Here is a 24129-nt window from a genome sequence, read left to right on the forward strand (position 1 = left end):
CTAAAGAATAAATTGACATAATACTCTCATTCTTAAACAATTTTGGAACTATTATCATAAAAAATAGATAAAAAAACACCTGCAGTGTTTGTAACTGCAGGTGTTTTTTTAATTTGATTTAAGTTTTTCCAGTTCCACCAAGAATTTATTGTTTAGGACCTTAATATATGTGCCTTTCATACCGAGCGAACGTGATTCGATCACTCCGGCACTTTCAAGCTTACGAAGCGCGTTTACAATAACAGAGCGGGTAATGCCCACACGGTCTGCAATTTTAGACGCAACCAGCAGCCCTTCTTTCCCATCTAATTCTTCGAAAATGTGCTCGATTGCTTCCAGCTCGCTGTAGGAAAGAGAGCTGATGGCCATTTGCACTACCGCTTTACTGCGGGCTTCTTCTTGCATTTCTTCCGCTTTTTCACGAAGAATTTCCATTCCAACGACTGTTGCTCCGTATTCCGCTAAAATCAAGTCATCATCATGGAATTGTTCTTCTAATCGAGCCAGTACAAGTGTACCAAGACGCTCACCAGCACCTACGATCGGTACAATCGTTGTTAAGCCGTTTTGAAACAGCTCCTTGTTTTCCACTGGAAAAGCAGTGTATTCACTGTTTACATCTAAGTTGGATGATGTTTCAGTTACATTAAACAGGCTTTTTGTGTACTGCTCTGGAAATTGGCGTTCAACGAGCATTTGTTTCATTCGCTCGTTTTCAATTTGCTGGTTTACGCCAAAGCCAAGCAGTTTTCCGCGGCGGCTCACGACAAAAATATTCGCTTCAATTACTTCAGAAAGGGATTCAGCCATTTCTTTAAAGTTCACCGTTTTGCCTGCCGCGTTTTGCAGCATTTGATTAATTTTTCTTGTTTTCTCCAAAAGATTCATGATGCAGTTCCTCCGATTGATTATAAAATAAATTCGCTTAAATCTTTGTTCTGTGAAATAGCAGATAATTTCTCATCTACGTATTGCGGTGTGATTGTGATTTTTTCCATCGTAATGTCTGGTGCTTCAAAAGATAAATCTTCAAGCAGCTTTTCCATGATTGTATGCAGACGGCGGGCACCGATATTGTCTGTTTCACTGTTCACATGAACAGCAATTTCGGCCAGGCGCTGAACAGCTTCATCCGTAAATTCAACATGGATGCCTTCTGTTTCAAGCAATGCTTTATACTGCTTAAGAAGCGCATTATCCGGCTCTACTAAAATCCGAACAAAATCGTCTGTTGACAGCTTCTCTAGTTCAACCCGGATTGGGAAGCGCCCTTGCAGCTCTGGGATTAAATCAGACGGCTTAGACATATGAAAGGCGCCTGCTGCAATAAATAGAATATAATCTGTTTTAACTGTCCCGTATTTCGTCACAATGGTTGACCCTTCTACAATTGGCAGAATGTCGCGTTGAACACCTTCGCGCGAAACATTGGCTCCCGAAGATGCACCGCCTTTTACCGCTATTTTATCCACTTCATCAATGAATATAATCCCTGTTTGTTCGGCACGTCTGACTGCTTCCTGTGTAACCTCATCCATATCAATCAGCTTTTGGGCTTCTTCCTGCTCCAGCACAGAGCGGGCGTCTTTCACAGCAAGCTTTTTCTTTTTCTTTTTTTTCGGCATCAGGCCGCCAAGAGCATCCTGCATATTCATCCCCATTTGTTCCATTCCGGAGCCTTGAAACAAATCAAACATAGAAGGCGGCTGCTCTTCCACTTCCACCGTAATGGTTTCATTTTCAAGTTCTCCGGCCGCAAGCTTTTGCTCAACCGCACGGCGTTTTTCGAAAATAGACATATCTTCAGTTGAGTCATCTGATTCTTCCTGCTGGTTGTTCTGTCCTCCAAACAGCATTTCAAACGGATTTTTAACCGATGTGTTTTTTTTGCGTGATGGAACAAGCAGCTCGACAAGACGGCGGTTGGCCGCTTCTTTGGCCGGTTCCTTTACTTCGTTCATCTTTTCTTCTTTGACGAGCCGGACGGCCGTTTCAGCCAAATCCCGCACCATTGATTCAACATCCCTGCCGACGTAGCCCACTTCGGTAAACTTTGTGGCTTCCACTTTAATAAACGGCGCGCCTGCAAGCTTGGCCATACGGCGGGCAATTTCTGTTTTTCCCACCCCAGTCGGCCCAATCATAAGTATATTTTTCGGCACAACTTCATCACGAATTGCTTCATCAAGCAAACTTCTGCGGTACCGGTTACGAAGCGCAACAGCGACAGACTTTTTCGCTTCTTTTTGTCCTACAATATATTGATCAAGACGCTCGACAATTTGGCGCGGTGTCATATTCATCGTATTTAGCTTCATTTTTTCACTCCTCACTACAGTTCTTCCACAATAATGTTATGGTTCGTGTATACACATATATCCGCTGCCGTTTTCAAGGCGGCTTCTGCAATTTCCGCCGCATTCAGCTGTACGGCATATTGCTTGAGTGCCCGTCCTGCTGACAAAGCATAATTGCCGCCTGATCCAATCGCTAGAATGCCGTCATCGGGCTCAATGACTTCGCCTGTACCCGATACAAGCAGTAAATTGTCTTTATCCATCACAATGAGCATGGCTTCCAGACGGCGAAGCATTTTATCGGTACGCCACTCCTTGGCAAGCTCGACAGCTGCCCGCTGCAGGTTACCGCTGTATTCATTCAGCTTTTTTTCAAAAAGCTCAAATAACGTAAACGCATCCGCAACTGATCCGGCAAAGCCAGCGACGACTTTTCCATTAAAAAGACGACGTACTTTTTTAGCCGTGTGCTTCATTACAACCGCGTTGCCAAACGTTACTTGTCCATCTCCAGCCATCGCTGAAGATCCATTGTGCTTAACAGCAAATATCGTTGTCGCATGAAATTCTCCCACTTCTTCTCTCTCCTTTATGCACGTGGATGATGATTGCGGTATGTATGCTGCAGGTGTTCTTTCGTAATATGTGTGTACATTTGGGTAGACGAAAGGCTGGCATGCCCAAGCAGCTCCTGTACCGTTCTCATGTCCGCGCCGTTATTTAACATATGCGTTGCGAACGTATGCCTAAGCATATGCGGATGAATTTTCCCTGATAACGAAGCTTTTTGAATTAAATCATTTAAAATATGGCGGATTCCGCCAGTCGTGATTGGTGCACCCCTGAAATTCACAAACAATTTACTATGTTCATTTTTCTTCATTAAAAGGGGCCGGCTGTTTTGATTGTAATGTTCCACAGCCTCTGCTGCAAAACTGCCGTATGGCACGTACCTTTCTTTCCCGCCTTTTCCATGGACGAGAAGAACACCAAGGCCCGCATCCAAATCGGGCAGCTCAATCGCCGCACACTCACTGACACGGATACCCGTCCCGTACAAGATTTCAAGCAGCGCCCGATTTCGGATAGACAGGGGATCTGTCCCTTCTGCCGCTTCAAAAAGCTCCCTCATTTCCTCTTCATAAAAAAAAGACGGGAGCTTCTTTGTTCCTTTCGGCCGATGCACAAGCAAAAACGGATTTTCCGTTACGACATTTTCCCTCATTAAAAAACGATAAAACCCGCGAAGGGCCGATATTTTTCGTGAAACAGACGCCCGCGCCATTTTTTTCTCATGAAGCAAGGTTAAATATAAACGCGCTGTTTGATGCGTTACATCTGTTAATTCTGTAATAAGCTGTTCATTCATGAACATAAAAAAGTGCTCCAGATCATCACGATAATTCTTTACCGTATGAACAGAGCTGTTTTTTTCAATTTGCAGGTAAGCAAAATAAGAGTTTGTATAATTTTTGAAAAGTTTAGACATTTTCCCACCTCACAAAAGGGCTACTACATAATAGCATATGTCAGCAGCCCTTCGCAAGAAATTTACAAACTTTTCGAAAAAGTTTGAATTGTTTCTAAAGCCCGCCCAGCGAGCGCTTCGTACCGTTCTTTTTTGCCTTTAATTTTCTTTGGCAATGCCGGGAACAACCCAAAGTTGGCGTTCATCGGCTGAAAATTATCCGGAGATGTATGCGTAATATAGTGTGCCATGCCGCCAATAGCTGTTTCCTGCGGTGCGGTTACCGGATCCTGTCCAAGTGCCAGCCTTGCAGCATTAATTCCTGCCATTAAGCCGCTTGCCGCTGACTCTACATATCCTTCCACCCCAGTCATTTGTCCAGCAAAGAAAAGTGTTGGACGGCTTTTTAGCTGATAAGTTGGCAGCAGCGCTTTTGGTGAATTAATAAACGTATTGCGGTGCATTACTCCGTAACGAACAATTTCAACATTTTGAAGTCCCGGAATAAGCTGAAGCACTTCTTTTTGCGGCCCCCATTTCAAGTGGGTTTGAAAACCCACAATGTTGTAAAGTGTTCCGGCCGCGTTATCCTGGCGAAGCTGTACTACTGCGTATGGGCGCTTTCCTGTACGTGGATCTTCCAGTCCGACCGGCTTCATCGGGCCAAACAGCATGGTTTTCTTGCCCCGGCTGGCCATAACTTCAATCGGCATACAGCCTTCGAAGAAAATTTCTTTTTCAAATTCTTTTAACGGCACCGTTTCGGCCGCAATCAATGCTTCGTAAAAACGGTCAAACTCTTCTTCATTCATCGGGCAGTTTAAATAAGCCGCTTCCCCTTTATCATAGCGGGATTTTAAATACGCAATATTCAAATCAATACTGTCTTTTTCGACAATCGGTGCTGCCGCGTCATAAAAGTATAAATATTCTTCCCCTGTAAGCTCTTTTATTTTTTCGGCTAATCCGCTCGTTGTCAGAGGACCTGTTGCAATAACGGTAATCCCTTCTGGAATTTCTGTTACTTCTTCATTAATCACGGTTACATTCGGATGATTTTTCACCCGCTCTGTTACATGTCCCGCAAATTCATGCCGGTCTACAGCCAGTGCACCGCCCGCCGGAACCGCACATGCATCCGCTGAACTGATGATCACTGAATTTAAACGGCGCATTTCTTCTTTTAACACGCCAACCGCATTCGTCAGCCCGTTTGCCCGCAATGAATTGCTACACACAAGCTCGGCAAATTTATCTGTATGATGCGCTGGTGTTTGTTTAACCGGGCGCATTTCGTATAAGCGGACCTGCAAGCCCCGTTCTGCTATTTGAAAAGCGGCTTCGCTGCCCGCAAGTCCCGCTCCGATTACGTTAATTGGTTGATTCATTGTTGTTTCCCCCTGCTTTAAAGGTACGTACCCGTATGTCCATTAAGCATTGTACACTACCTGCTTGTAGAAAAAAAGCAAAATGTTGTTGTCTATGCAAAAAGCCGCCTTGTTTTGCTCCAAACAAGGCGGCTTTCGCCGTTTTAAGACTGCGGCTGTTCCTTATAATCACATTCCGTACATTGAATCTGCACGCCTTTTTTCAGCTTTTTCTCAACGAGCAGTTTTCCGCATTTCGGACATGGGCGCTCAATTGGCTTATCCCACGATAGAAAATCGCATCCAGGGAACTGGTCACAGCCATAAAAAATACGCCGTTTTTTACTTTTTCTTTCTATTATATTACCTTCTGCACACTTAGGGCATTTTACGCCGATTTCTTTTACAATGGCTTTTGTATTTCGGCAGTCTGGGAAGTTACTGCATGCCATAAACTTCCCAAAGCGGCCCATTTTAAAAACCATTTCATGGCCGCATTTTTCACAATCCTCACCAGCAGGCTCATCCTTTATTTCAACCTGCTCCATTTCTTTTTCTGCTTTTTCCAAATGGCCTTCAAAGCCTTTGTAGAACTCATCAATAACGGCTGCCCATTCTTTAATGCCTTCTTCTACATTATCAAGGTCACGTTCCATTTTCACCGTAAATTCTACATCGATAATATCGGCAAAAAACTCGGCCATCAATTCGTGGACGATCGTTCCCAGTTCTGTCGGAACAAAACGCTTATTATCCAGTGCCACGTATCCGCGTTTTTGAATCGTGTCAAGGGTAGGTGCATACGTGGACGGACGCCCAATGCCGAGCTCTTCTAGCGTTTTAACAAGACGGGCTTCTGTATAACGGGGCGGCGGCTGAGTAAAGTGCTGCTTTGGATCAATTTCCTTGGACTGCACCGTATCCCCTTTTTCGAGATTTGGCAGAAAGTTTTCTTTTTCTTCCTTTGTGTCATCCGTACCTTCTACATATACTTTCATAAAGCCAGGAAACTTTACTTTTGACCCTGTTGCCCGGAACATCACATCACCGTTTACAATATCTGCGCTGACGGTATCCATTACAGCTGGGGCCATTTGACTCGCGATAAATCTCTCCCATATGAGCTTATAAAGGCGATGCTGATCCCGTGAAAGAAAACTTTTCAGTTCGGACGGCTCACGCATCGTGCTGGTCGGACGGATCGCTTCATGAGCATCCTGGGCACCTTTTTTCTTTGACTCGCTTTTTTGCCCCTGCTCTCTCACGTATTCTTTTCCGTAATGAGCCGTGATGTACTCCAGGCTTTCCGACTGCGCTACTTCCGAGACGCGTGTTGAATCCGTTCTCATATACGTGATCAAACCAACCGTGCCTTCCTTGCCAAGGTCGATTCCTTCATACAATTGCTGGGCGAGCATCATTGTTTTTTTCGCTCGGAAATTTAATTTGCGAGCCGCTTCTTGCTGCAGCGAAGAAGTGGTAAACGCAGCAGCTGGATTACGTCGGCGTTCTTTTTTTGTAACGGTTTGAATGGAAAACTGATTCCCTTCAATCGCAGCCAGCACTTTTTTTACATCGGCTTCTGATGAAAGCTTTTCTTTTTTGCCATTTAACCCGTAAAAAGAGGCACTGAATGTATCCGTTCCTTTTGTAAATTCCGCTTCAATGGTCCAATATTCTTCTGGTACAAATACTTTAATTTCATTTTCACGATCAATCACAAGGCGAAGAGCCACTGATTGAACACGTCCGGCACTCAGGCCCTTTTTTACTTTTTTCCACAATAACGGACTGATATTATAGCCGACAAGCCGGTCGAGAATCCGCCGTGCCTGCTGGGCATCCACCAAATCCATATTAATTGGCCGCGGGTGCTTAAAAGATTCCTTGATCGCGTCTTTGGTAATCTCGTTAAATACAACCCGGCAGTCAGAAGTCGTGTCAATGTTTAGTGAATGCGCCAAATGCCAGGCAATTGCTTCTCCTTCGCGATCCGGGTCAGCCGCGAGGTAGATTTTTTTCGCTTTTTTGGCAGCTGTTTTTAGTTCTTTTAAGACCGGGCCTTTGCCGCGGATCGTGATGTATTTTGGATCATAATTATGTTCTATATCTACGCCCATTTGGCTTTTCGGCAAATCCCGAACATGCCCCATAGATGCGCGCACCTTGTATTTTTTCCCGAGATAGCGTTCAATTGTCTTCGCTTTCGCCGGGGACTCTACTATTACTAAATAATCTGACATAAGATAAAGCCTCCCCGAGAGGTAAAATGAATAATTAGACATATTATTATGCGGTTATGGTTTGTTTGTCAAACGTTTCTTTATTTGTGCTATTCATTTTCATTCTCTATTTATTACAAAACAGGACATGTTTTGCAAAAATCATTCTGTTGCAAAATTTATATGATATAAACCTGAATTGCAACTGTTTTCGCGAAAAGTTTTTTTATTCCTGCCTCCATTCCGATAAAATATCGTCAGCACCATGAACAATTTTCGCTCCATCCGCAATGAGAGCATGCACACCTTCTGAAAGTGGATGGGTAATTGGTCCCGGCACTGCAAATACGTCAATGCCTTGTTCAAGTGCAAAAGAAGCAGTGATAAGTGAACCGCTTTTTTTAGCCGCCTGTACGACTAACACACCCTTTGACAATCCGCTGATGATCCGATTTCGGGCTGGGAATTGCCATTTCTCCGGCTTTCGGTTCGGTGCGTATTCGGATAAAATAAGACCTTGCCTGGAAATATGGTGTGCTAACAGTTTATTTTCTTTTGGGTAGAAGTGACTAAATCCGCCTGCAATAACCGCAATCGTTTTGCCGCCTGCCTGAAGGGCAGCTTCATGTGAAAAAGCGTCGATTCCTTTAGCAAGCCCGCTGACGATTGTAATATTCCTTTTGACTAAAGCAGGGACCAGCATTTGCAGTACTTTTTTTCCGTATTCATTTCCATCACGGGCCCCAACAACAGCAAGCATATTCCGGCTGCTCATAAGCGCTGTTTCTCCCATAGCAAATAAGCCCCATGGAGGCTGCGGGAGCATTTTTAATGGTTCAGGATATTGCAGGTCAAAAATGGGAATAAAGGTTGTAGAGGACTCCAGTAAAGCAGAATAAAGATCATGATAGGAAAGAGAATGAAACCCGCTTAAAATGGTTTCTGCTTGTCCAATGGAACGGTTTGTGGCAGAAGCAAATTCTGCGGCTGTCATGCGGGGAAGGTGGCTTAAATGAGGATCATTTTTTAATAATACATATTGGTCTTTCCAGCTGATGCCTGGGCAGTACTGCAGTTTTAAAAGCTGCTTAGCTGTATAGTGCAACGCATTCCCCTCCTTTAATACATGCAAAGAGAGACGCCTGAGTAATTCAGGCGTCTTCGTCTTCGATTAATGTGTTTTGCATTCTTCTAAAAGTCCTTGCTGCTCAAGAACTTTAATTAGTGTTTCACCCATAACAGACGGAGTTTCCGCTACTTGAATGCCGCATTCGTTCATAACACGGATTTTTTCATCAGCTGTTCCTTTACCGCCTGAAATAATCGCACCAGCATGGCCCATACGCTTTCCTGGAGGCGCTGTACGTCCGCCGATAAAGCCGACAACAGGTTTTGTCATGTTCGCTTTTACCCACTCGGCTGCTTCTTCCTCTGCTGTACCGCCGATTTCACCAATCATGATAACTGCTTTTGTTTCCGGATCTTCATTGAATGCTTTTAGGACATCAATAAAGTCTGTTCCATTCACCGGGTCACCGCCGATACCAACAGCTGTAGACTGGCCGATTCCTGCTTGTGTTAACTGGTGTACAGCTTCGTACGTAAGTGTGCCGGAGCGTGATACAACACCCACATGGCCTTTTGTATGGATATACCCTGGCATGATACCGATTTTGCACTCATCCGGTGTGATAACACCTGGGCAGTTTGGCCCAACAAGGCGTGTTTTCTTGCCTTGCATATAACGTTTTACTTTTACCATGTCGAGTACCGGAATATGTTCTGTAATACAAATTGCAAGGTCAAGATTTGCGTCAACCGCTTCCAAAATCGCATCTGCTGCGAATGGAGCCGGAACGTAAATAACAGACGCGTTGGCACCTGTCGCCTGCACAGCTTCTTGAAGCGTATTAAATACCGGTACGCCTTCTACTTCAGTGCCGCCCTTACCAGGAGTAACACCGCCAACAATTTTCGTTCCATATTCAAGCATTTGTTTTGTATGGAAAAGGGCAGTAGAGCCCGTGATGCCCTGAACAATTACCTTTGTATCTTTATTAATGAAAACACTCATGCCTATACCCGCCTTTCTATTGTCAACATCCTGATTATTTTACGAGACTAACGATCTTTTGCGCGCCATCTGCCATAGAATCTGCTGAAACGATGTCAAGACCTGACTCGTTCAAGATTGCTTTACCGGCATCTACATTCGTACCTTCCAAACGCACCACAAGTGGTACGGACAGGCTTACCTGCTTCGCAGCTTCTACCACACCTGTTGCAATAACGTCACATTTCATAATGCCGCCGAAAATGTTAACGAAAATTCCCTTTACATTTTCATCAGACAAAATAATTTTAAATGCTTCTGTTACTTTTTCAGCTGTTGCGCCGCCCCCAACATCAAGGAAGTTAGCCGGATCGCCGCCATAATGCTTGATAATATCCATCGTTGCCATGGCAAGGCCTGCACCGTTTACCATGCAGCCGATATTTCCATCAAGGGCAATGTAGCTCAGGTCATATTTTGATGCTTCAATTTCTTTTGCATCTTCTTCTTCAAGATCACGATATTCTAAAATGTCTTTATGACGGTATAGAGCATTTGAATCAAAATTCAATTTTGCATCCAACGCCATTACTTTTCCGTCACCTGTTACAACAAGCGGGTTAATTTCAGCAATAGAGCAGTCTTTTTCTACAAACGCAGTGTAAAGGCTCATCATAAATTTAACAGCTTGTCCCACAAGTTCTTTCGGAATATTGATATTGAACGCGATACGACGAGCCTGGTACGCGCTAAGGCCAGTTACTGGGTCAATATACTCTTTAAAGATTTTTTCTGGTGTTGCTTCGGCTACTTCTTCAATCTCTGTTCCGCCTTCTTCAGATGCCATTAAAACAACTTGAGACGTTGCGCGGTCCAGCACTAAGCCGATATAATATTCTTTTTGAATGTCGCATCCTTCTTCAATAAGAAGGCGCTTTACTTCTTTGCCTTCAGGACCTGTCTGGTGTGTGACTAACACTTTACCGAGGATTTCTTGTGCATATGTACGTACTTCGTCGAGATTCTTTGCGACTTTAACGCCGCCTGCTTTTCCGCGGCCGCCCGCATGAATCTGTGCTTTGACAACGTTTACTGCTGTGCCAAGTTCTTTTGCTGCTTCAACCGCTTCTTCAACGGAAAACGCAACTTTCCCATTCGGCACGGCAACGCCGTAGCTTCTGAGAACTTCTTTCCCTTGATACTCATGAATATTCATCTTCCAGCCTCCTATCGGTCTCAAAACATAGTCTTTTTGCAAATCAGACTGCGACTTCATTGTAGAGAAAAATCAAAATTATGTCCAGCTTTTGAACATAAAAAATCCGCTCTTTTTTCAAGAACGGACATTTTTCGCAAAACGCTTACAATGTTTATTTACCAAGGGACTGATCAAGACGGTATATAAAAGCGAACACTTCGGCTACCGCTTGATATAAATCTTCTGGAATCGCTTCATTTATTTCAAGCTGTCCAAGCAGCTCGACAAGCCCCGGATCTTCTTGTATCGGAATATTATTTTCTTTTGCAGAGGCAATAATTTGATCAGCGATGAGTCCTTTTCCCTTTGCTTTTATAACCGGTGCTCCCACTGAGTCTGGATTATAGGAAAGAGCGGCGGCCTGCCTCCGGTTTGGCTGGTTCATATGCGTATATCCACCCCCATATAACGATCATCATCCATAATGCGGGCAAGCGGCGGCTTTTCCTTTTCCAGCGCCACTGGCTCCTTGAACGAAACGCCGGACAAACGGTAGCCGCCTGCTTCAAGGGCCTCTTTCAATGAATCAACAGCCGGGCTGCTTATTTTTTTCAGCAGCGGGCCCGGAATTTCCGTGGCAATGTGCAAATGCACAATCCGGTTTTGCACCTGCATGTCAATGACCGTTTGTTTTAAACGCGGCATTTCCACATAAAACAATACACGGCAAAAATCAGCGTCAATTTTTCCGTCTGCTTTTTTCTTCCCTTCCCACTTGATCGTCATATCGCCTCTAAATTCACCAAATTGTAAAGGAGACTGCAGCACCAGCTGCTGAACAGGTCCGGATTCGGCAGACAAAATATGCTGTGCGTTAAGACGGCCAACCATCTGCTCAGCAGCTTCTTTAATAGGTGCCGGCATTGTATCTGACATGAGCCTGATCAGCTCCTGCTTAACAGTCTGCGGAGCATTTTGGACATTTTCTTTCGAGGCAAGAACAGCTTCGTGGTCCACTCCAAGAAAACGGAAGGCATCACGTAAAACCGAACTTGCCGGCGGTTCCTCAAAAGAAAGCGCATCGGCACCGATCAATACAGCCATTCTTGCTGCGGCCTGGTCAGGAAGGGATACAGCGGCAGAAGAAGCCAGCTGAAACAAGGATGCAGCCGTTCTTTGAGAAAGTGCCTGTCCCATTTCAAACCCGTCTGCGAGCTGTGCCAGCTGCTGCATCAAAGCCGGTCGTTCGGGATGCCCAAGAGGGAGCGATAAAGAAAGAGCCTGCTTAAAAGCGGTAACTGCTTTTTCAGACACAGGGCTTCCAGCCAGCTGGGACAGTGCTTGTTTAAGCAGCTGGACAGGGCGAAGTTCCGTATTCTGGTTCAAAGATGGCTTAGAGCTTCTGGCAATCCCGGCAAGCAGCGCTTCTCCATGCTGGGCTGCTAAAGAAGGATTTGCAGCCATTGATTGGCCGAGCACCCGGATGGCTGCCGCTTTTTCGGTCGTATCGGTACCTTGCAGTGCTGAAACCAGCTGAACCGCTTTTTCATTGGCTGTGCCTTTAAAAGCAAATGTCTCTGCTGTTTCACCAAGCAGGCGGCCTATTGCTTTGGCTGCCTCTGATTGTTTAAAGCCATTTTGTACGAGCAATTGCTGTAAAGAACCCAATTTTTCGGTCATCGAACCCGTTGAACGGGCAGCCAGCAGGGACTGGAAAACATTTTCTGTTATCGGCAAATGACGGCTCAGCATAAATCGGACCACTTCTATCCCTTCTGCTCCAGACTTCCCAAGCCATCCCGAAGCGGTTTGGATCAGAGATTTTGAAAGAGCTGTTCCATTTTGGAGGGCCGCTGCTGTAAAAGCCATGTTTTCTTTCGTTGGCTGCAGCCCCATTTTTTCAAGCAGGACAGATACTTGATCGGCTGGAAGCTTTGCTGCCGGGTTTTCTGCAAGTACACGGAGCGAAACACCCCGATCCAAAGAAACCACTTGAAACGTATAGCGCTCTCCTGCTTGCAGCGGTGTTTCAAGCTGTGCTGTCAGCTTTTGGCCAAGCGCTGCGATTTCGGCCATTTGTCCGGGTAAAAGCTTGATGGTTTTACCAGAAAAAATATGCCCTTCTTTCAATATGTCAATCGGGCTGCGCGCCTCCTGCAGCCGCACGCCTCTTTGAAGGGCCTGCTGCCCAATTTCCATAGAATGCCCCTCCTGCTTTTTATAGTGTGTGCATATCTTTTACAGGCGCAAATGTTTTGCGGTGCTGCGGCGTTACGCCAAATTGCTTTAATCCTTCAATATGCTCTTTCGTGCCATATCCCATATTTTTTTCAAATCCATAGCCGGGAAACTGGGCTGCATATTCTTTCATGAGCCGGTCACGAGTTACCTTGGCAATAATAGACGCTGCGGCAATAGACGCACTTTTAGCGTCCCCTTTTATAATAGCCTCCTGGCTGATGGCAGCCGGCAGCGTCATCGCATCGACAAGCAGGTGCTCCGGCTGTTTTGGAAGTGATTCTACTGCAAGCATCATCGCTTTTTTAGACGCTTCGTAAATATTGATTCGGTCAATTTCTTCTGCGCTGACAATTCCGACGCCGACTGCCGCTTTTTCTATTATCAGCTCATATAGTTCATCACGGATGGATTCTTTTATTTTTTTAGAGTCATTTAATCCTTCCGGCAAAAAACCATCCGGCAGAATACACGCAGCAGCTACTACAGGGCCTGCAAGGGGTCCTCTGCCCGCTTCATCAATGCCGGCAATGCTTTGTATCCCCCGCTTCGTTGCTGCCCGCTCATACGCCATCATTTGCTCCAGGCGCTCCTGTTCATCCTTTTTCTTTTGAAGACGGCGCCTGCACGCTTTCACAGCTGCCTGTACGCCCTTTCTTTCATCTTTCTCCCACTGGGCCAGCTGTTTGTCTTCTAAGCTGCTGACAGCTGCGAGCTGCTGTTTAATCTGGGTAATCGTTTCCTTGCACATATTTTCTTGGCTCCTTATCTGTATTATCGGCATTTTTTCTTTTTTTTCCACAAAAAAACGCGAAGGAAGCCCTTCACGCTTTTTGTGGCGGAATATCAAACGTAAGGCGGCCAAACTGCGTTGTACGCACATCACGTATAATTACATCAGTTACCTTGTCGTAATCAATGCCGCCCCCTGAAGACAGGCAGCCGCGCCGTTCACCAATTTGTTCAAAAACAACCGCCATGTCTTCCGGAAGCTCCCTGTATCCATAGCGCTCTTGGAGCCGCGACGGATACTCGCTCTCTAAAAAACGAAGCCCCCAGATCGCCACATCCTGCAAATTCAAGATCGCGTCTTTTATGGCACCCGTCAAGGCCAATTTGTAGCCGATTTCCGGGTCTTCGAACTTTGGCCATAAAATACCCGGTGTATCCAAAAGCTCCAGGTTTTTAGCCGTTTTAATCCACTGCTGTGCTTTTGTTACGCCTGGCATATTACCGGTTTTGGCAATATTTTTTTTTGCAATCCGGTTAATGAGTGTGGATTTGCCGACATTTGGAATACCAACGATCATCGCCCTTATTGCCCGCGGCTTCATTCCCCGCGCACGCATTCGATCCCATTTTTCTTTTAAAATGCTCTCAGCTGCTTTTACAATTTTGTCGAGTCCGCTGCCCGCCTGCGAATTCACCGAAACGGCTTCAATGCCTTTTTCTTTGAAGTAAGCAATCCACTCTTTTGTCATAACTGGATCTGCCATATCCTCTTTGTTTAGAATGACAAGCCGCGGCTTCTGGTTTAAAATCTCATCAATCATCGGATTGCGCGAAGACAAGGGCAGGCGCGCATCCACCAATTCAAAAATGATATCAACGAGTTTTAATTTTTCTGTTACCTGCCGTCTTGCTTTGGCCATATGGCCTGGAAACCATTGTATTGTCAAGCGTACACATTCCTTTCGAATCCGTTTATTCTACAAGATGAATTTGGTCAAACGGCCAGTAAACAAGTCTGGTTTCACCGACAATCTCATCAATTTTAACAGTACCGATATGGCGGCTGTCTTTACTGAAACGGCGATTGTCGCCCATCACAAAAATCTCGCCTTCCGGCACGGTTTCCTGGCCGGTAATTTCAGCTAACGTAAAGTCGGGCGTTAATGGACCGTCGGTTACTTCGCTCTTATATTCATTCAAATACGGTTCTTCTATAGCTTTCCCATTCACGTACAAAACGTCATTTTTATACTCAATGGTGTCTCCTGGAAGACCAATGACTCGTTTTATGTAATCTTTCTGTTCGGGCGCATGAAATACGACAATGTCAAAACGGTCTGGATCACCAAGTTTATTCACAATCATCCGATCCCCGCTTTCAAGTGTCGGCATCATCGAAAGACCGTCGACCACAATCGGCGCAAATATAAAATACCGGATCAGGGCAGCAAGCCCGACCGCGATCAGCAGCGCTTTCGTCCATTCCCAAAATTCATTTTTTCCTTTAGCCATGCTGGCACCACCTTCAATTCAAGTACACTTATCATATCATGATGGTCGTAAAACCTGAAAGAAAAAGGAGTCTGCAGGCAGACTCCTTTGCTCTCTTATTATCGAATTTCTTTAATACGCGCTGCTTTACCGCGTAGGTTACGCAAGTAGTACAATTTCGCACGACGAACTTTACCACGACGCATAACTTCGATTTTCGCGATTTTTGGTGTGTGAAGCGGGAATGCACGCTCAACGCCCACGCCGTAAGAAATCTTGCGGACTGTGAATGTTTCGCTTACGCCGCCGCCGCGACGCTTGATTACAACGCCTTCAAATACCTGAATACGCTCACGTGTACCCTCGATAACTTTAACGTGTACACGAACTGTGTCTCCCGGACGGAAAGCTGGAAGATCAGTACGAAGCTGCTCTTGTGTCAATTCTTGAATCAATTGGTTCATTGTGTTTTCCTCTCCTTCTAACAAATGTTCATACCCGCGCAATCACGACAGCGGAACACCGTTTTAATGCAGCGTGTTATTTTGCACACTGACTACGAAATTTTATCATAGATTCTCCACTAAATCAACGTTATTTTTCAGATTCCCATCGCTTAATTTTTTCTTTTTCCTGATCCGTTAAATTCATTAAATCCAGCAAATCAGGCCGCCGTTCCCACGTGCGCTTGAGCGACTGCTCCGCACGCCACTCTTCAATATGCTTATGATTGCCCGATAGAAGGACATCCGGCACCTTCATGCCTCTAAAGTCGGCTGGACGTGTGTAATGGGGATGTTCAAGCATACCGGACGAAAATGAATCCAGCACGGCAGACTGTTCATTTCCAAGCACGCCCGGCAGCAGGCGGACTACGCTGTCCGCTATAACCATTGCCCCCAGTTCACCGCCGGTCAGCACGTAATCACCGATCGAAATTTCGTCGGTTACAAGGTGATTGCGGACCCGTTCGTCATAGCCTTCGTAATGACCGCATAAAAAAATCAAATGCTGTTCTTTTGAAAGCTCTTCTGCTTTTTTTTGCGTATACCGCTCTCCCTGCGGGCACATTAAAATAATGCGCGGAGCTGCCTCCGCTTCCCCCTTTAACGCTTCTACCGCGTCAAAAAGAGGCTGTGGCTTAAGCACCATTCCCGCACCGCCGCCGTACGGATAATCATCGACCACTTTATGTTTTCCTTCCGCAAAATCCCGAAAGTTAACCGCCCGAAAGGACGCTTTATTTTTTTCGGCTGCTTTTTTCATAATGGATGAAGAAAAAACGCCCTCAAACATTTCTGGAAATAGTGTCAGCACATCGATCTTCATTCAAGCAGTCCTTCCATCGGATCGATTAAGATCAGCTTTTTCTCTTTGTCGATCGATTTCACTACATCATCAATGTAAGGGATATAAAATGTCTTGCCCCCGCCTTCTACCACCCACACATCGTTTGCACCCGGTGTCAGCACTTCAGTTACTTTTCCGACTGTATCGCCTGACATCGTTTCCACCTGGCAGCCGACGATTTCATGAAGATAAAATTCTCCTTCATCCAGCTCGCCAAGGTGGGTTTCATGTACTTTTAATATAGTTCCCTTGAAGGCCTCTACATCCTCAATGGAGGGACGCCCTTCGAACGTCAGCAAATCAAAATTTTTATGGGTGCGATGTGCAGCGACCGTAACCGGGATGCCTTCTTTATCCCCTTTTTTAAAAACCGCGAGCTCACTGCCTTTTTTAAATCGCTTCTCCGGAAAATCTGTTTGTGACATGACACGAACTTCTCCCCGCAAACCATGTGTATTGACGATTTTTCCCACATTAAACCACTTGCTCATTTTTTCACTCCTCGGTGCGAATTTCTACAATGACGCCATCTTTTACAACAATCGTGCCGCCGGTTTTTCCATAGAAGCGGTCCCCGGGCTTAACCTCCACAATGGATTGGATATCCCGTTCTTTTAATTCTGTCCCAAGAGGCAGCCCTTTTAACTGGCTGATTTGAAATTCAACCATTTCCAGCTTTTCATGACGCTGGTCAATTTCCATTTGATAACGGGCCGCCGCTTCCGCCCGCTTGGAGCCGCCGCGCTCCGCTTTTTTCTTTTCAAACAGCAGCTGGGCTGTTTCCCGCTCTAACCGGCGTTTTTGCTGCTCGTATGCATTCATACGGCTTTGTTTTAGTGACTCTGTCACTACTTGAACGACTGATACGGTTTGTAAAATATGCATCCCACCGCTCCTTTTTATGGAACAAAAATGGCAATTCCCCAAAAGAAAGATTCTTTTGGGGAATTGATGTTTCGCAATAGCTTACTTGCTGTATTTAGCATTGTGGAATTTTTCCAGAATGCCTTCTTTTGAGAAAAGATTGCGAACAGTATCAGATGGTTTTGCACCATCTTGAAGCCATTTAAGCGCAAGCTCTTCATTGATTTTTACTTCTGCTGGCTGAGCAACCGGATTGTATGTCCCGATTGTTTCAATTGAACGGCCATCACGCGGCGCGCGGGCGTCAGCTACTACGATACGATAGAATGGGGATTTTTTTGCACCCATACGTTTTAAACGAATTTTTACTGCCATGCTAATAAGCACCTCCGAAATAGTTTCACACAAGATAGAATCATATCAAATACTTTAATCGTTGTAAAGTGTTTTTTCTTTACAGTTTGTATCCCACTGTTCTTACATAAAAGGAAGCTTTGGCAGACCGCCTTTTTTCTTTCCTTTTTGCTGCATGGAAGACATTTGTTTCATCATTTTCTTCATGTCTTCAAACTGTTTTAACAGGCGGTTTACTTCCTGGATCGTTGTGCCTGACCCGCGGGCGATACGCTTGCGTCGGCCGGAATTAATGATTTCTGGCTGCTGTTTTTCAGCTGCAGTCATCGAACGGATAATGGCTTCCACACGGCCGATTTGTTTTTCATCCACCTGTATGTTGTTTAAGCCTTTCATTTTGTTCGCGCCTGGCAGCATTTTTAAAATTTCGTCAAGCGGTCCCATTGAACGCACTTGTCCAAGCTGATCTAAAAAGTCATCGAAAGTAAATGACATGGTCCGCATTTTTTGCTCAAGCTCTTTTGCTTTTGCTTCATCTACGTTCGTTTGAGCTTTCTCGATAAGAGACAGCACATCACCCATGCCAAGAATACGGGATGCCATGCGTTCCGGATGAAACTGCTCAAGTGCATCAAGCTTTTCACCCATCCCGACAAACTTAATCGGTTTCCCGGTAACAGAACGGATAGACAGTGCCGCCCCGCCTCGTGTATCACCATCAAGCTTGGTAAGGACAACACCTGTAATGCCGAGCTGCTCATCAAAGCTTTCAGCGACATTCACAGCATCCTGTCCGGTCATAGAGTCGACCACTAGAAAAATTTCTTCCGGAGAAGACAGCTCTTTGATTTGTTTCAGCTCGCCCATTAATTCTTCGTCAATGTGAAGGCGGCCGGCTGTATCAATGAGTACATAGTCCAAATGGTCGTCTTTCGCTTTTTGAATGGCCTGTCTGGCGATTTCAACCGGACTTTCCTGGTCACCGAGCGAGAAAACCGGCATACTAAGCTGTTTGCCGAGCGTTTCAAGCTGTTTAATAGCCGCCGGGCGGTATACATCGGCTGCCACAAGAAGCGGCTTGCGGTTGTATTTTTTGCGAAGCAGATTGGCAAGCTTACCGGTTGTCGTTGTTTTCCCGGCACCCTGCAGCCCTACCATCATAACCACGGTCGGCGGGCGCTTTGCTGTGCCAATACGGCTTTCTTCCCCGCCCATTAACGTGGTTAATTCTTCTTTTACCACCTTAATAACCTGCTGTCCCGGCGTTAAGCTTTTCATCACTTCCTGGCCGACGGAACGCTCACTGACTTTTTTCACGAATTCTTTGACGACTTTAAAGTTAACATCCGCTTCTAAAAGAGCCAGTCGAACTTCTCGCATCATTTCTTTTACATCGGATTCGGATACTTTTCCTTTGCCGCGGATTTTCTGCATTGTTCCTTGCAGCCGTTCGGCCAATCCTTCAAATGCCATCATGCAGTCCCCCTATTCAAGTTCCTCAATTGCCTTGATAATCTTCAGCATTTCTTCATCCGCTCTTTCTTTGAGCTGATTCATAAATGCCTGGCGCTTTTGGAATTTCTTCAGCAGCCCGAGCTTTACTTCGTATTCTTCAAGCATCGCTTCTGTGCGTTTTATATTATCATAGACCGCCTGGCGGCTCACCTCATATTCTTCGGCGATTTCACCGAGCGAATAATCGTCCAAGTAGTATAGGGACATGTAGCTGCGCTGTTTGTCGGTCAGAAGCATCTGATAAAAGTCGTACAGATAATTCATCCGCATCGTTTTCTCAAGCACGGCCGCCCCTCCTTTGTTAAGTGAAAAACCTTTACACTGAATTAGTGTACCTGCTTCGGCTGCGTCTGTCAAGAACGGGAAAAACAGCCGGTTATTCGGCTGTTTCATCTTCCTCTGTATCTGATTTTCTTTCTTCAAAAGCCTCGGCAAACAGTCCATATGCATATTTTTCAGCGTCAAACGGCTGCAGATCATCCATTTTTTCACCAAGACCTACAAACTTAACCGGGACTCCCAGTTCTTTACGAATCGCCAGTACAATACCGCCTTTTGCGGTTCCATCCAGCTTTGTAAGCACGATGCCGGATACATCTGTCGCCTCTTTAAATGTTTTCGCTTGAATCAATGCATTTTGACCGGTTGTCGCATCGACAACGAGCAGAACTTCATGCGGGGCGCCAGGAATTTCACGTTCAATGACACGCTTTACTTTTTGAAGCTCATTCATCAAGTTTACTTTATTTTGAAGACGGCCGGCTGTGTCACACAGTAAAACATCGGCTTGTCGTGATTTTGCAGCCCGTACGGCATCATACATAACTGCTGCTGGGTCAGACCCCTCTGCTTGTTTGATCACATCAACACCTGTGCGCTCTCCCCATACTTCAAGCTGTTCAATCGCTCCAGCCCGGAAGGTATCGCCGGCTGCGAGCATCACTTTCTTGCCCTCTTCCTTAAACTGGTGGGCAAGTTTGCCAATTGTTGTGGTTTTGCCAACCCCGTTGACACCAACAAATAAAATGACCGTCAAGCCCTGATCCTGCATATTCAGATCTGAAGACATTTCATGGTCACCCGCATAAATATCAACAAACTTCTCGGTAATAATTTCGCGGATCGCTTCTGGTTCGTTTTTGTTTTGGCGTTTTACTTCCGTTTTTAATTCATCAATCAATTCCATCACTGTATCGAAGCCAACATCTGCCCCGATCAGGATTTCTTCGAGTTCTTCAAAAAAATCTTCATCAATTTTACGGTAGCGGGCAAATAAATTGTTCATTTTTTCGGAAAAGCCAGAGCGCGATTTTTTCAGCCCTTCTGTATACTTTTCCGTTGTTTGCTCCTGCTCCTGAGAGCCGGAAAACTTTTCTTTTAATTTTTTAAAAAAGCTCATTTGTTTCATCCTTTCTTTTACTGCGTTACAGCCGCTTCTTCGAGTCTTACTGAGACAAGGCTCGTTACGCCGGATTCCTGCATGGCCACGCCATAGAGCGCATCGGCTTCTTCCATCGTTTGTTTGCGGTGTGTAATGACGATAAACTGTGTGTCCGCACTGAATTCTTTTAAGTACCGGCTGAACCTGTGCACGTTCGCTTCGTCAAGTGCTGCTTCTACTTCATCTAGTATACAAAACGGAACCGGGCGTACGCGCAGAATAGCAAATAAAAGAGCAATAGCAGTAAGGGCACGTTCTCCGCCGGATAAAAGACTTAAATGCTGCAGTTTTTTCCCTGGTGGCATCGCTGAAATATCCACACCTGCATTTAAAATATCTTTCGGGTCGGTCAATTTCAATTCAGCCCGTCCTCCTCCAAATAGCTGGACAAAAGCCGGCTGAAATTCCGCTTTAATCGCTTCAAATGTTTCTGAGAAGCGCCGGGTCATTTCAACATCCATTTCATTCATTACATCGCGAAGCGTTGACTTTGCTTCTTCAAGATCTTCTTTTTGTCCCCGCAGAAACGTCACTCGTTCAAACGTGATCTCGTATTCTTCGATCGCTCCGAGATTCACATCTCCCAGCTCCTCAATCGCCCTTTTAATGAGCCGGACCTGCCGTCTCGATTCTTCAATCGGCAAAGTAAGCGGGTAGAGCCGCTGTGCTTCTTCGAAGGTTAAGCTGTATTGCTCGTTCAGCTTTTGCAGCCATGTATCGATTTCAACTTCTAAGCGGGCAATGGCTACATCATGCCCGCGTACCGATTCTGTTAACCCTTTTAATAAACGGCGGGACTCCTGAAGGGCTGCTGTTTGTTCTTCAAGCCTCTGTGTTTTGCTGCTTCGTTCCTTTTTCAGCAATTCAAGCCCTTTGATCAGCCGCTCCTTTTCAGCAGCCTGCTCTTCCGCCTCCTGGGCAAGCGTCAGGCCGGTTGAACCGCTGTTTGACCGCTCCGCTTTCATAAATGCCTGCTCTTCTTCGAGCTGCTTCACTTGTTTTTGAATCTCTTTCCACTCTGCCCCGATCCGCTGTTCCTGCTGTCTGCTGAACGCAAGCTGCTCTTCAAGCACGGCGATCTGCGGACGCAGCGTGTAAAGTTCTTCTGTAAGCTCATCCCGCTTTGATGTAACGTCCTTTTGCTCTCTTTCAATAAAAGCAATTTGATCATCCAATTGTTTAATCGCCTGCTGTTTTTTGGCTAAAGAGCGGGAAGCTTCCTTTTCACGCTTCTGAAGCCGCTCTCTTTCTTCTTGAAATTCTCTTTTTTCCGCATCGTAAACGGCAAGCCGGTCATTGACGGACTGTTCATTAAAAGACCATTCAAGCTGCTGGTTTTTCGCTTCCTGAAGCCCCTGGCGGTACAGCTCACCCGTTTCTTCAAGGCGGCTGACTAACCGATCACACTCAGCCGCACGGTCCTGCAGCGCTTTTACTTCCCTTTCAGCCTGCGTTGTTTTTTGCTCCATCTGTACGATTTGGGAACTTAACGTGTTCAGTTCATTTTTGCGCCCGAGCAGAGATGCACCTGTTTTTTTCACAGACCCGCCTGCCATCGAGCCGCCTGCATTAACTACATCACCTTCAATCGTGACAACGCGGTAACGATGGTTGATTTTACGTGCAATGTGATTGGCTTTTTCAAGAGAATCCGCTACAAGCACATTGCCAAGCAGGTGACGCGCTGCCTGTGCATACCGTTCCTCATACTCGGTCAGCTCTGCTGCGGTTCCGAGAAAGCCGTTTTCATGACGGACAAGGGCTAATGTATGATCAGGGATCACTTTTTCTTTTACAGTCGACAGGGGTAAAAAAGTCGCCCGTCCGAATTTGTGCTGCTTTAAAAAAGCAATCGCTTTGCGGGCGGCCGCTTCGTCTTCTACGATGATATGCTGGAGAGCTCCGCCAAGAGCTGTTTCAATGGCGAGCTCATACTGCTTTGGTACTCGGATCAATTGTGCAGCAGCGCCAATCACGCCGGGAAGACGTCCGTCTTTTTCTTTCAGTACTTCTTTAACACCGGAGAAAAAGCCTGAATAATCTTCTTCCATTGAGGTTAAAAGGTCGCGCCGGGAAGACGCCTCCTGCAAAATCTGGTAAGCTTTATACAGGGCATTTCGCTTTTTTTCAAGCTTTTCCTTTACACTGTCACGCTCCCGTTTTGCTTCGCGGTACGCTGTTGTATGCTCATTGAGCTTTTTCTCTGCTTCAAGACGAGCCTGCTCGATCTGTTCCTGCTCCCTTTGCAAGGCAGCCCGTTCAGAAAGATATTGGTCGTTATGTCCGCCGAGCCGTTCAAATCGGGCTGTTAATCGTTCGAGCTGACGGCCAATTTCAGCCAACTCATTTTTAGCCGCTGCTTCTTTGCTTAAATGATCAATATAATCAGCTTTAAGAGATTCCAGCGTTTCACTGCTGTTTTGCGAGACCGCGCGAAGCAATGCTTCTTTTTCTGCTGCTTGTTTTGTTAACACATCAAGCGCTTGTTTTTTCTCCTCAGACTGCTTTTTGGCTTCCATCAGCGCTTGTTTTAATACCGTTTCTTTTTCTTTGGCTTCGGTTATCGATTTCACAAGCTTTTCTTCATTATAAGAAGCATTTTTTTGACGCTCGTCCATCAAGCGCCGTGTTCCTTCAATTTTCTCAAGCGACTCCACGACAGCCATGAGCTTTTCCTGTATCAATTCTTCCTCAACAGCCAGCTTTTTTAATTCCTGCTCGACTGCACGGATATGAGATTCTGCGCTTTCTACTTCCCTGCTGAAATAAGCGATCTGTTTCTCCTGGTGCTCCCGGTCTTTTTTTCTCTCTTCCCATTCAGCGTGGGACTCACCAAGATCATACGCCCAGACAGAGGCTTCTACTTCCTTTAATTCTTCCTTTTTCTCAAGATAATCTTTTGCTGCAGCGGCTTGAATTTCGAGCGGTTCTACCCGCTGCTCTAATTCGTATAAAATATCGTGCACACGGCTTAGATTCTCTTCTGTTTCAGCAAGCTTTACTTCTGCCTGCTTTTTACGGGTTTTGTATTTTAACACGCCGGCTGCTTCTTCAAATATAGACCGCCGCTCTTCAGGACGGCTGTTTAAAATCTCATCAACCCGCCCCTGGCCAATAATTGAAAATGCACCGCGCCCGAGCCCTGAGTCCATAAACAGTTCAATAATGTCTTTTAAGCGGCAGCTTTGCTTGTTGATAAAAAAACCACTGTCGCCATTTCGGTTTACGCGGCGCGTGATGCTTACTTCACTGTAATCAAGCGGAAGCGCCCCGTCCCGATTATCGAGCGTGATGGTCACGTCCGCTTCATTCAGCCGCCTTCTTGAATCACTTCCCGAAAAGATGACATCTTCCATTTTTCCGCCACGCAAGTTTTTAGCAGACTGTTCACCAAGTACCCAGCGAATCGCTTCAGTAATATTGCTTTTGCCCGAACCATTCGGTCCCACTACTGCTGTTACACCAGGCATAAAGTCAATGCTAACTTTTCCTGCAAATGATTTAAATCCCGCTATATCAAGCTTTTTCAGGATCATACT

At 45.7% G+C, this 24129-nt stretch carries 23 protein-coding genes; all 23 read right to left on the reverse strand.

Annotated features, from left to right (window positions below; genetic code table 11):
- Positions 1-108: 108 nt before the first annotated feature.
- Positions 109-888: a GTP-sensing pleiotropic transcriptional regulator CodY gene (codY, locus tag L2D08_RS01950; protein WP_242232055.1), complete on the reverse strand. Its 780-nt coding sequence runs from the start codon at positions 886-888 to the stop codon at positions 109-111.
- 20 nt (positions 889-908) lie between these two features.
- Entirely contained in the window at positions 909-2303 is a 1395-nt protein-coding gene (gene hslU / locus L2D08_RS01955; protein ID WP_242232452.1) for an ATP-dependent protease ATPase subunit HslU, read from the reverse strand.
- Between the two features lie 29 nt (positions 2304-2332).
- On the reverse strand, positions 2333-2872 hold the full coding sequence (gene hslV, locus L2D08_RS01960; RefSeq protein WP_242232057.1) for an ATP-dependent protease subunit HslV: 540 nt from the start codon (positions 2870-2872) through the stop codon (positions 2333-2335).
- Positions 2873-2886: 14 nt separating this feature from the next.
- Positions 2887-3786 (reverse strand): tyrosine recombinase XerC, encoded by a 900-nt coding sequence (gene xerC / locus L2D08_RS01965; RefSeq protein ID WP_242232059.1) that lies wholly within the window; start codon positions 3784-3786, stop codon positions 2887-2889.
- 62 nt (positions 3787-3848) lie between these two features.
- A complete protein-coding gene (gene trmFO / locus L2D08_RS01970) occupies positions 3849-5153 on the reverse strand; it encodes an FADH(2)-oxidizing methylenetetrahydrofolate--tRNA-(uracil(54)-C(5))-methyltransferase TrmFO (protein WP_242232060.1) in 1305 nt (434 codons plus the stop codon).
- Positions 5154-5296: 143 nt separating this feature from the next.
- Entirely contained in the window at positions 5297-7375 is a 2079-nt protein-coding gene (topA, locus tag L2D08_RS01975; RefSeq protein WP_242232061.1) for a type I DNA topoisomerase, read from the reverse strand.
- 205 nt (positions 7376-7580) lie between these two features.
- On the reverse strand, positions 7581-8459 hold the full coding sequence (gene dprA / locus L2D08_RS01980) for a DNA-processing protein DprA (RefSeq protein WP_242232062.1): 879 nt from the start codon (positions 8457-8459) through the stop codon (positions 7581-7583).
- Positions 8460-8525: 66 nt separating this feature from the next.
- Complete coding sequence (gene sucD / locus L2D08_RS01985) at positions 8526-9428, reverse strand: succinate--CoA ligase subunit alpha (protein ID WP_242232063.1); 903 nt, start codon at positions 9426-9428, stop codon at positions 8526-8528.
- A gap of 34 nt (positions 9429-9462) precedes the next feature.
- Positions 9463-10623 carry an ADP-forming succinate--CoA ligase subunit beta gene (sucC, locus tag L2D08_RS01990; RefSeq protein WP_242232064.1) on the reverse strand — a complete coding sequence of 387 codons (1161 nt, stop codon included), beginning with the start codon at positions 10621-10623 and terminating at the stop codon, positions 9463-9465.
- A gap of 154 nt (positions 10624-10777) precedes the next feature.
- Positions 10778-11050: an EscU/YscU/HrcU family type III secretion system export apparatus switch protein gene (locus tag L2D08_RS01995; RefSeq protein WP_242232065.1), complete on the reverse strand. Its 273-nt coding sequence runs from the start codon at positions 11048-11050 to the stop codon at positions 10778-10780.
- Positions 11047-12804, reverse strand: a complete 1758-nt coding sequence (locus L2D08_RS02000; RefSeq protein WP_242232066.1) for a hypothetical protein — start codon at positions 12802-12804, stop codon at positions 11047-11049. The genes L2D08_RS01995 and L2D08_RS02000 overlap by 4 nt, the downstream gene beginning before the upstream one ends.
- Before the next feature lie 19 nt (positions 12805-12823).
- Positions 12824-13594, reverse strand: coding sequence for a ribonuclease HII (locus L2D08_RS02005; protein WP_242232067.1), 771 nt, complete (start codon positions 13592-13594; stop codon positions 12824-12826).
- 73 nt (positions 13595-13667) lie between these two features.
- Positions 13668-14522: a ribosome biogenesis GTPase YlqF gene (ylqF, locus tag L2D08_RS02010; RefSeq protein WP_242232068.1), complete on the reverse strand. Its 855-nt coding sequence runs from the start codon at positions 14520-14522 to the stop codon at positions 13668-13670.
- 25 nt (positions 14523-14547) lie between these two features.
- Positions 14548-15087 carry a signal peptidase I gene (gene lepB, locus L2D08_RS02015; protein WP_242232069.1) on the reverse strand — a complete coding sequence of 180 codons (540 nt, stop codon included), beginning with the start codon at positions 15085-15087 and terminating at the stop codon, positions 14548-14550.
- 98 nt (positions 15088-15185) lie between these two features.
- Positions 15186-15530: a 50S ribosomal protein L19 gene (gene rplS / locus L2D08_RS02020; RefSeq protein ID WP_242232070.1), complete on the reverse strand. Its 345-nt coding sequence runs from the start codon at positions 15528-15530 to the stop codon at positions 15186-15188.
- Between the two features lie 130 nt (positions 15531-15660).
- The gene (trmD, locus tag L2D08_RS02025; protein ID WP_242232071.1) at positions 15661-16395 is read right to left on the reverse strand and encodes a tRNA (guanosine(37)-N1)-methyltransferase TrmD; all 735 of its coding nucleotides are present in this window, start codon (positions 16393-16395) and stop codon (positions 15661-15663) included.
- Positions 16392-16907, reverse strand: coding sequence for a ribosome maturation factor RimM (gene rimM, locus L2D08_RS02030; protein WP_242232072.1), 516 nt, complete (start codon positions 16905-16907; stop codon positions 16392-16394). Before rimM ends, trmD begins: the two co-directional genes overlap by 4 nt.
- Positions 16908-16911: 4 nt before the next feature.
- On the reverse strand, positions 16912-17301 hold the full coding sequence (locus L2D08_RS02035) for a YlqD family protein (protein ID WP_242232073.1): 390 nt from the start codon (positions 17299-17301) through the stop codon (positions 16912-16914).
- A gap of 81 nt (positions 17302-17382) precedes the next feature.
- A complete protein-coding gene (rpsP, locus tag L2D08_RS02040) occupies positions 17383-17655 on the reverse strand; it encodes a 30S ribosomal protein S16 (protein WP_046175080.1) in 273 nt (90 codons plus the stop codon).
- 102 nt (positions 17656-17757) lie between these two features.
- Complete coding sequence (ffh, locus tag L2D08_RS02045; RefSeq protein ID WP_242232074.1) at positions 17758-19107, reverse strand: signal recognition particle protein; 1350 nt, start codon at positions 19105-19107, stop codon at positions 17758-17760.
- A 12-nt stretch (positions 19108-19119) separates the two neighbouring features.
- Positions 19120-19434 (reverse strand): putative DNA-binding protein, encoded by a 315-nt coding sequence (locus L2D08_RS02050; RefSeq protein ID WP_242232453.1) that lies wholly within the window; start codon positions 19432-19434, stop codon positions 19120-19122.
- 91 nt (positions 19435-19525) lie between these two features.
- Positions 19526-20548, reverse strand: coding sequence for a signal recognition particle-docking protein FtsY (ftsY, locus tag L2D08_RS02055; RefSeq protein ID WP_242232075.1), 1023 nt, complete (start codon positions 20546-20548; stop codon positions 19526-19528).
- Positions 20549-20565: 17 nt separating this feature from the next.
- Complete coding sequence (smc, locus tag L2D08_RS02060) at positions 20566-24126, reverse strand: chromosome segregation protein SMC (protein ID WP_242232076.1); 3561 nt, start codon at positions 24124-24126, stop codon at positions 20566-20568.
- Between the last annotated feature and the right edge of the window lie 3 nt (positions 24127-24129).

The sequence above is a fragment of the Domibacillus sp. PGB-M46 genome, from assembly GCF_022668875.1.
Taxonomy (GTDB): domain Bacteria; phylum Bacillota; class Bacilli; order Bacillales; family Domibacillaceae; genus Domibacillus.

Excerpts from the sequence above, each read along its gene's own strand:
- codY (WP_242232055.1), bottom strand. The coding sequence starts at position 888 with ATGAATCTTTTGGAGAAAACAAGAAAAATTAATCAAATGCTGCAAAAC.
- hslU (WP_242232452.1), bottom strand. The coding sequence starts at position 2,303 with ATGAATATGACACCGCGCCAAATTGTCGAGCGTCTTGATCAATATATT.
- xerC (WP_242232059.1), bottom strand. The coding sequence starts at position 3,786 with ATGTCTAAACTTTTCAAAAATTATACAAACTCTTATTTTGCTTACCTG.
- trmFO (WP_242232060.1), bottom strand. The coding sequence starts at position 5,153 with ATGAATCAACCAATTAACGTAATCGGAGCGGGACTTGCGGGCAGCGAA.
- topA (WP_242232061.1), bottom strand. The coding sequence starts at position 7,375 with ATGTCAGATTATTTAGTAATAGTAGAGTCCCCGGCGAAAGCGAAGACA.
- sucD (WP_242232063.1), bottom strand. The coding sequence starts at position 9,428 with ATGAGTGTTTTCATTAATAAAGATACAAAGGTAATTGTTCAGGGCATC.
- sucC (WP_242232064.1), bottom strand. The coding sequence starts at position 10,623 with ATGAATATTCATGAGTATCAAGGGAAAGAAGTTCTCAGAAGCTACGGC.
- L2D08_RS01995 (WP_242232065.1), bottom strand. The coding sequence starts at position 11,050 with ATGAACCAGCCAAACCGGAGGCAGGCCGCCGCTCTTTCCTATAATCCA.
- L2D08_RS02000 (WP_242232066.1), bottom strand. The coding sequence starts at position 12,804 with ATGGAAATTGGGCAGCAGGCCCTTCAAAGAGGCGTGCGGCTGCAGGAG.
- L2D08_RS02005 (WP_242232067.1), bottom strand. The coding sequence starts at position 13,594 with ATGTGCAAGGAAACGATTACCCAGATTAAACAGCAGCTCGCAGCTGTC.
- lepB (WP_242232069.1), bottom strand. The coding sequence starts at position 15,087 with ATGGCTAAAGGAAAAAATGAATTTTGGGAATGGACGAAAGCGCTGCTG.
- rplS (WP_242232070.1), bottom strand. The coding sequence starts at position 15,530 with ATGAACCAATTGATTCAAGAATTGACACAAGAGCAGCTTCGTACTGAT.
- trmD (WP_242232071.1), bottom strand. The coding sequence starts at position 16,395 with ATGAAGATCGATGTGCTGACACTATTTCCAGAAATGTTTGAGGGCGTT.
- rimM (WP_242232072.1), bottom strand. The coding sequence starts at position 16,907 with ATGAGCAAGTGGTTTAATGTGGGAAAAATCGTCAATACACATGGTTTG.
- L2D08_RS02035 (WP_242232073.1), bottom strand. The coding sequence starts at position 17,301 with ATGCATATTTTACAAACCGTATCAGTCGTTCAAGTAGTGACAGAGTCA.
- rpsP (WP_046175080.1), bottom strand. The coding sequence starts at position 17,655 with ATGGCAGTAAAAATTCGTTTAAAACGTATGGGTGCAAAAAAATCCCCA.
- ffh (WP_242232074.1), bottom strand. The coding sequence starts at position 19,107 with ATGGCATTTGAAGGATTGGCCGAACGGCTGCAAGGAACAATGCAGAAA.
- ftsY (WP_242232075.1), bottom strand. The coding sequence starts at position 20,548 with ATGAGCTTTTTTAAAAAATTAAAAGAAAAGTTTTCCGGCTCTCAGGAG.
- smc (WP_242232076.1), bottom strand. The coding sequence starts at position 24,126 with ATGATCCTGAAAAAGCTTGATATAGCGGGATTTAAATCATTTGCAGGA.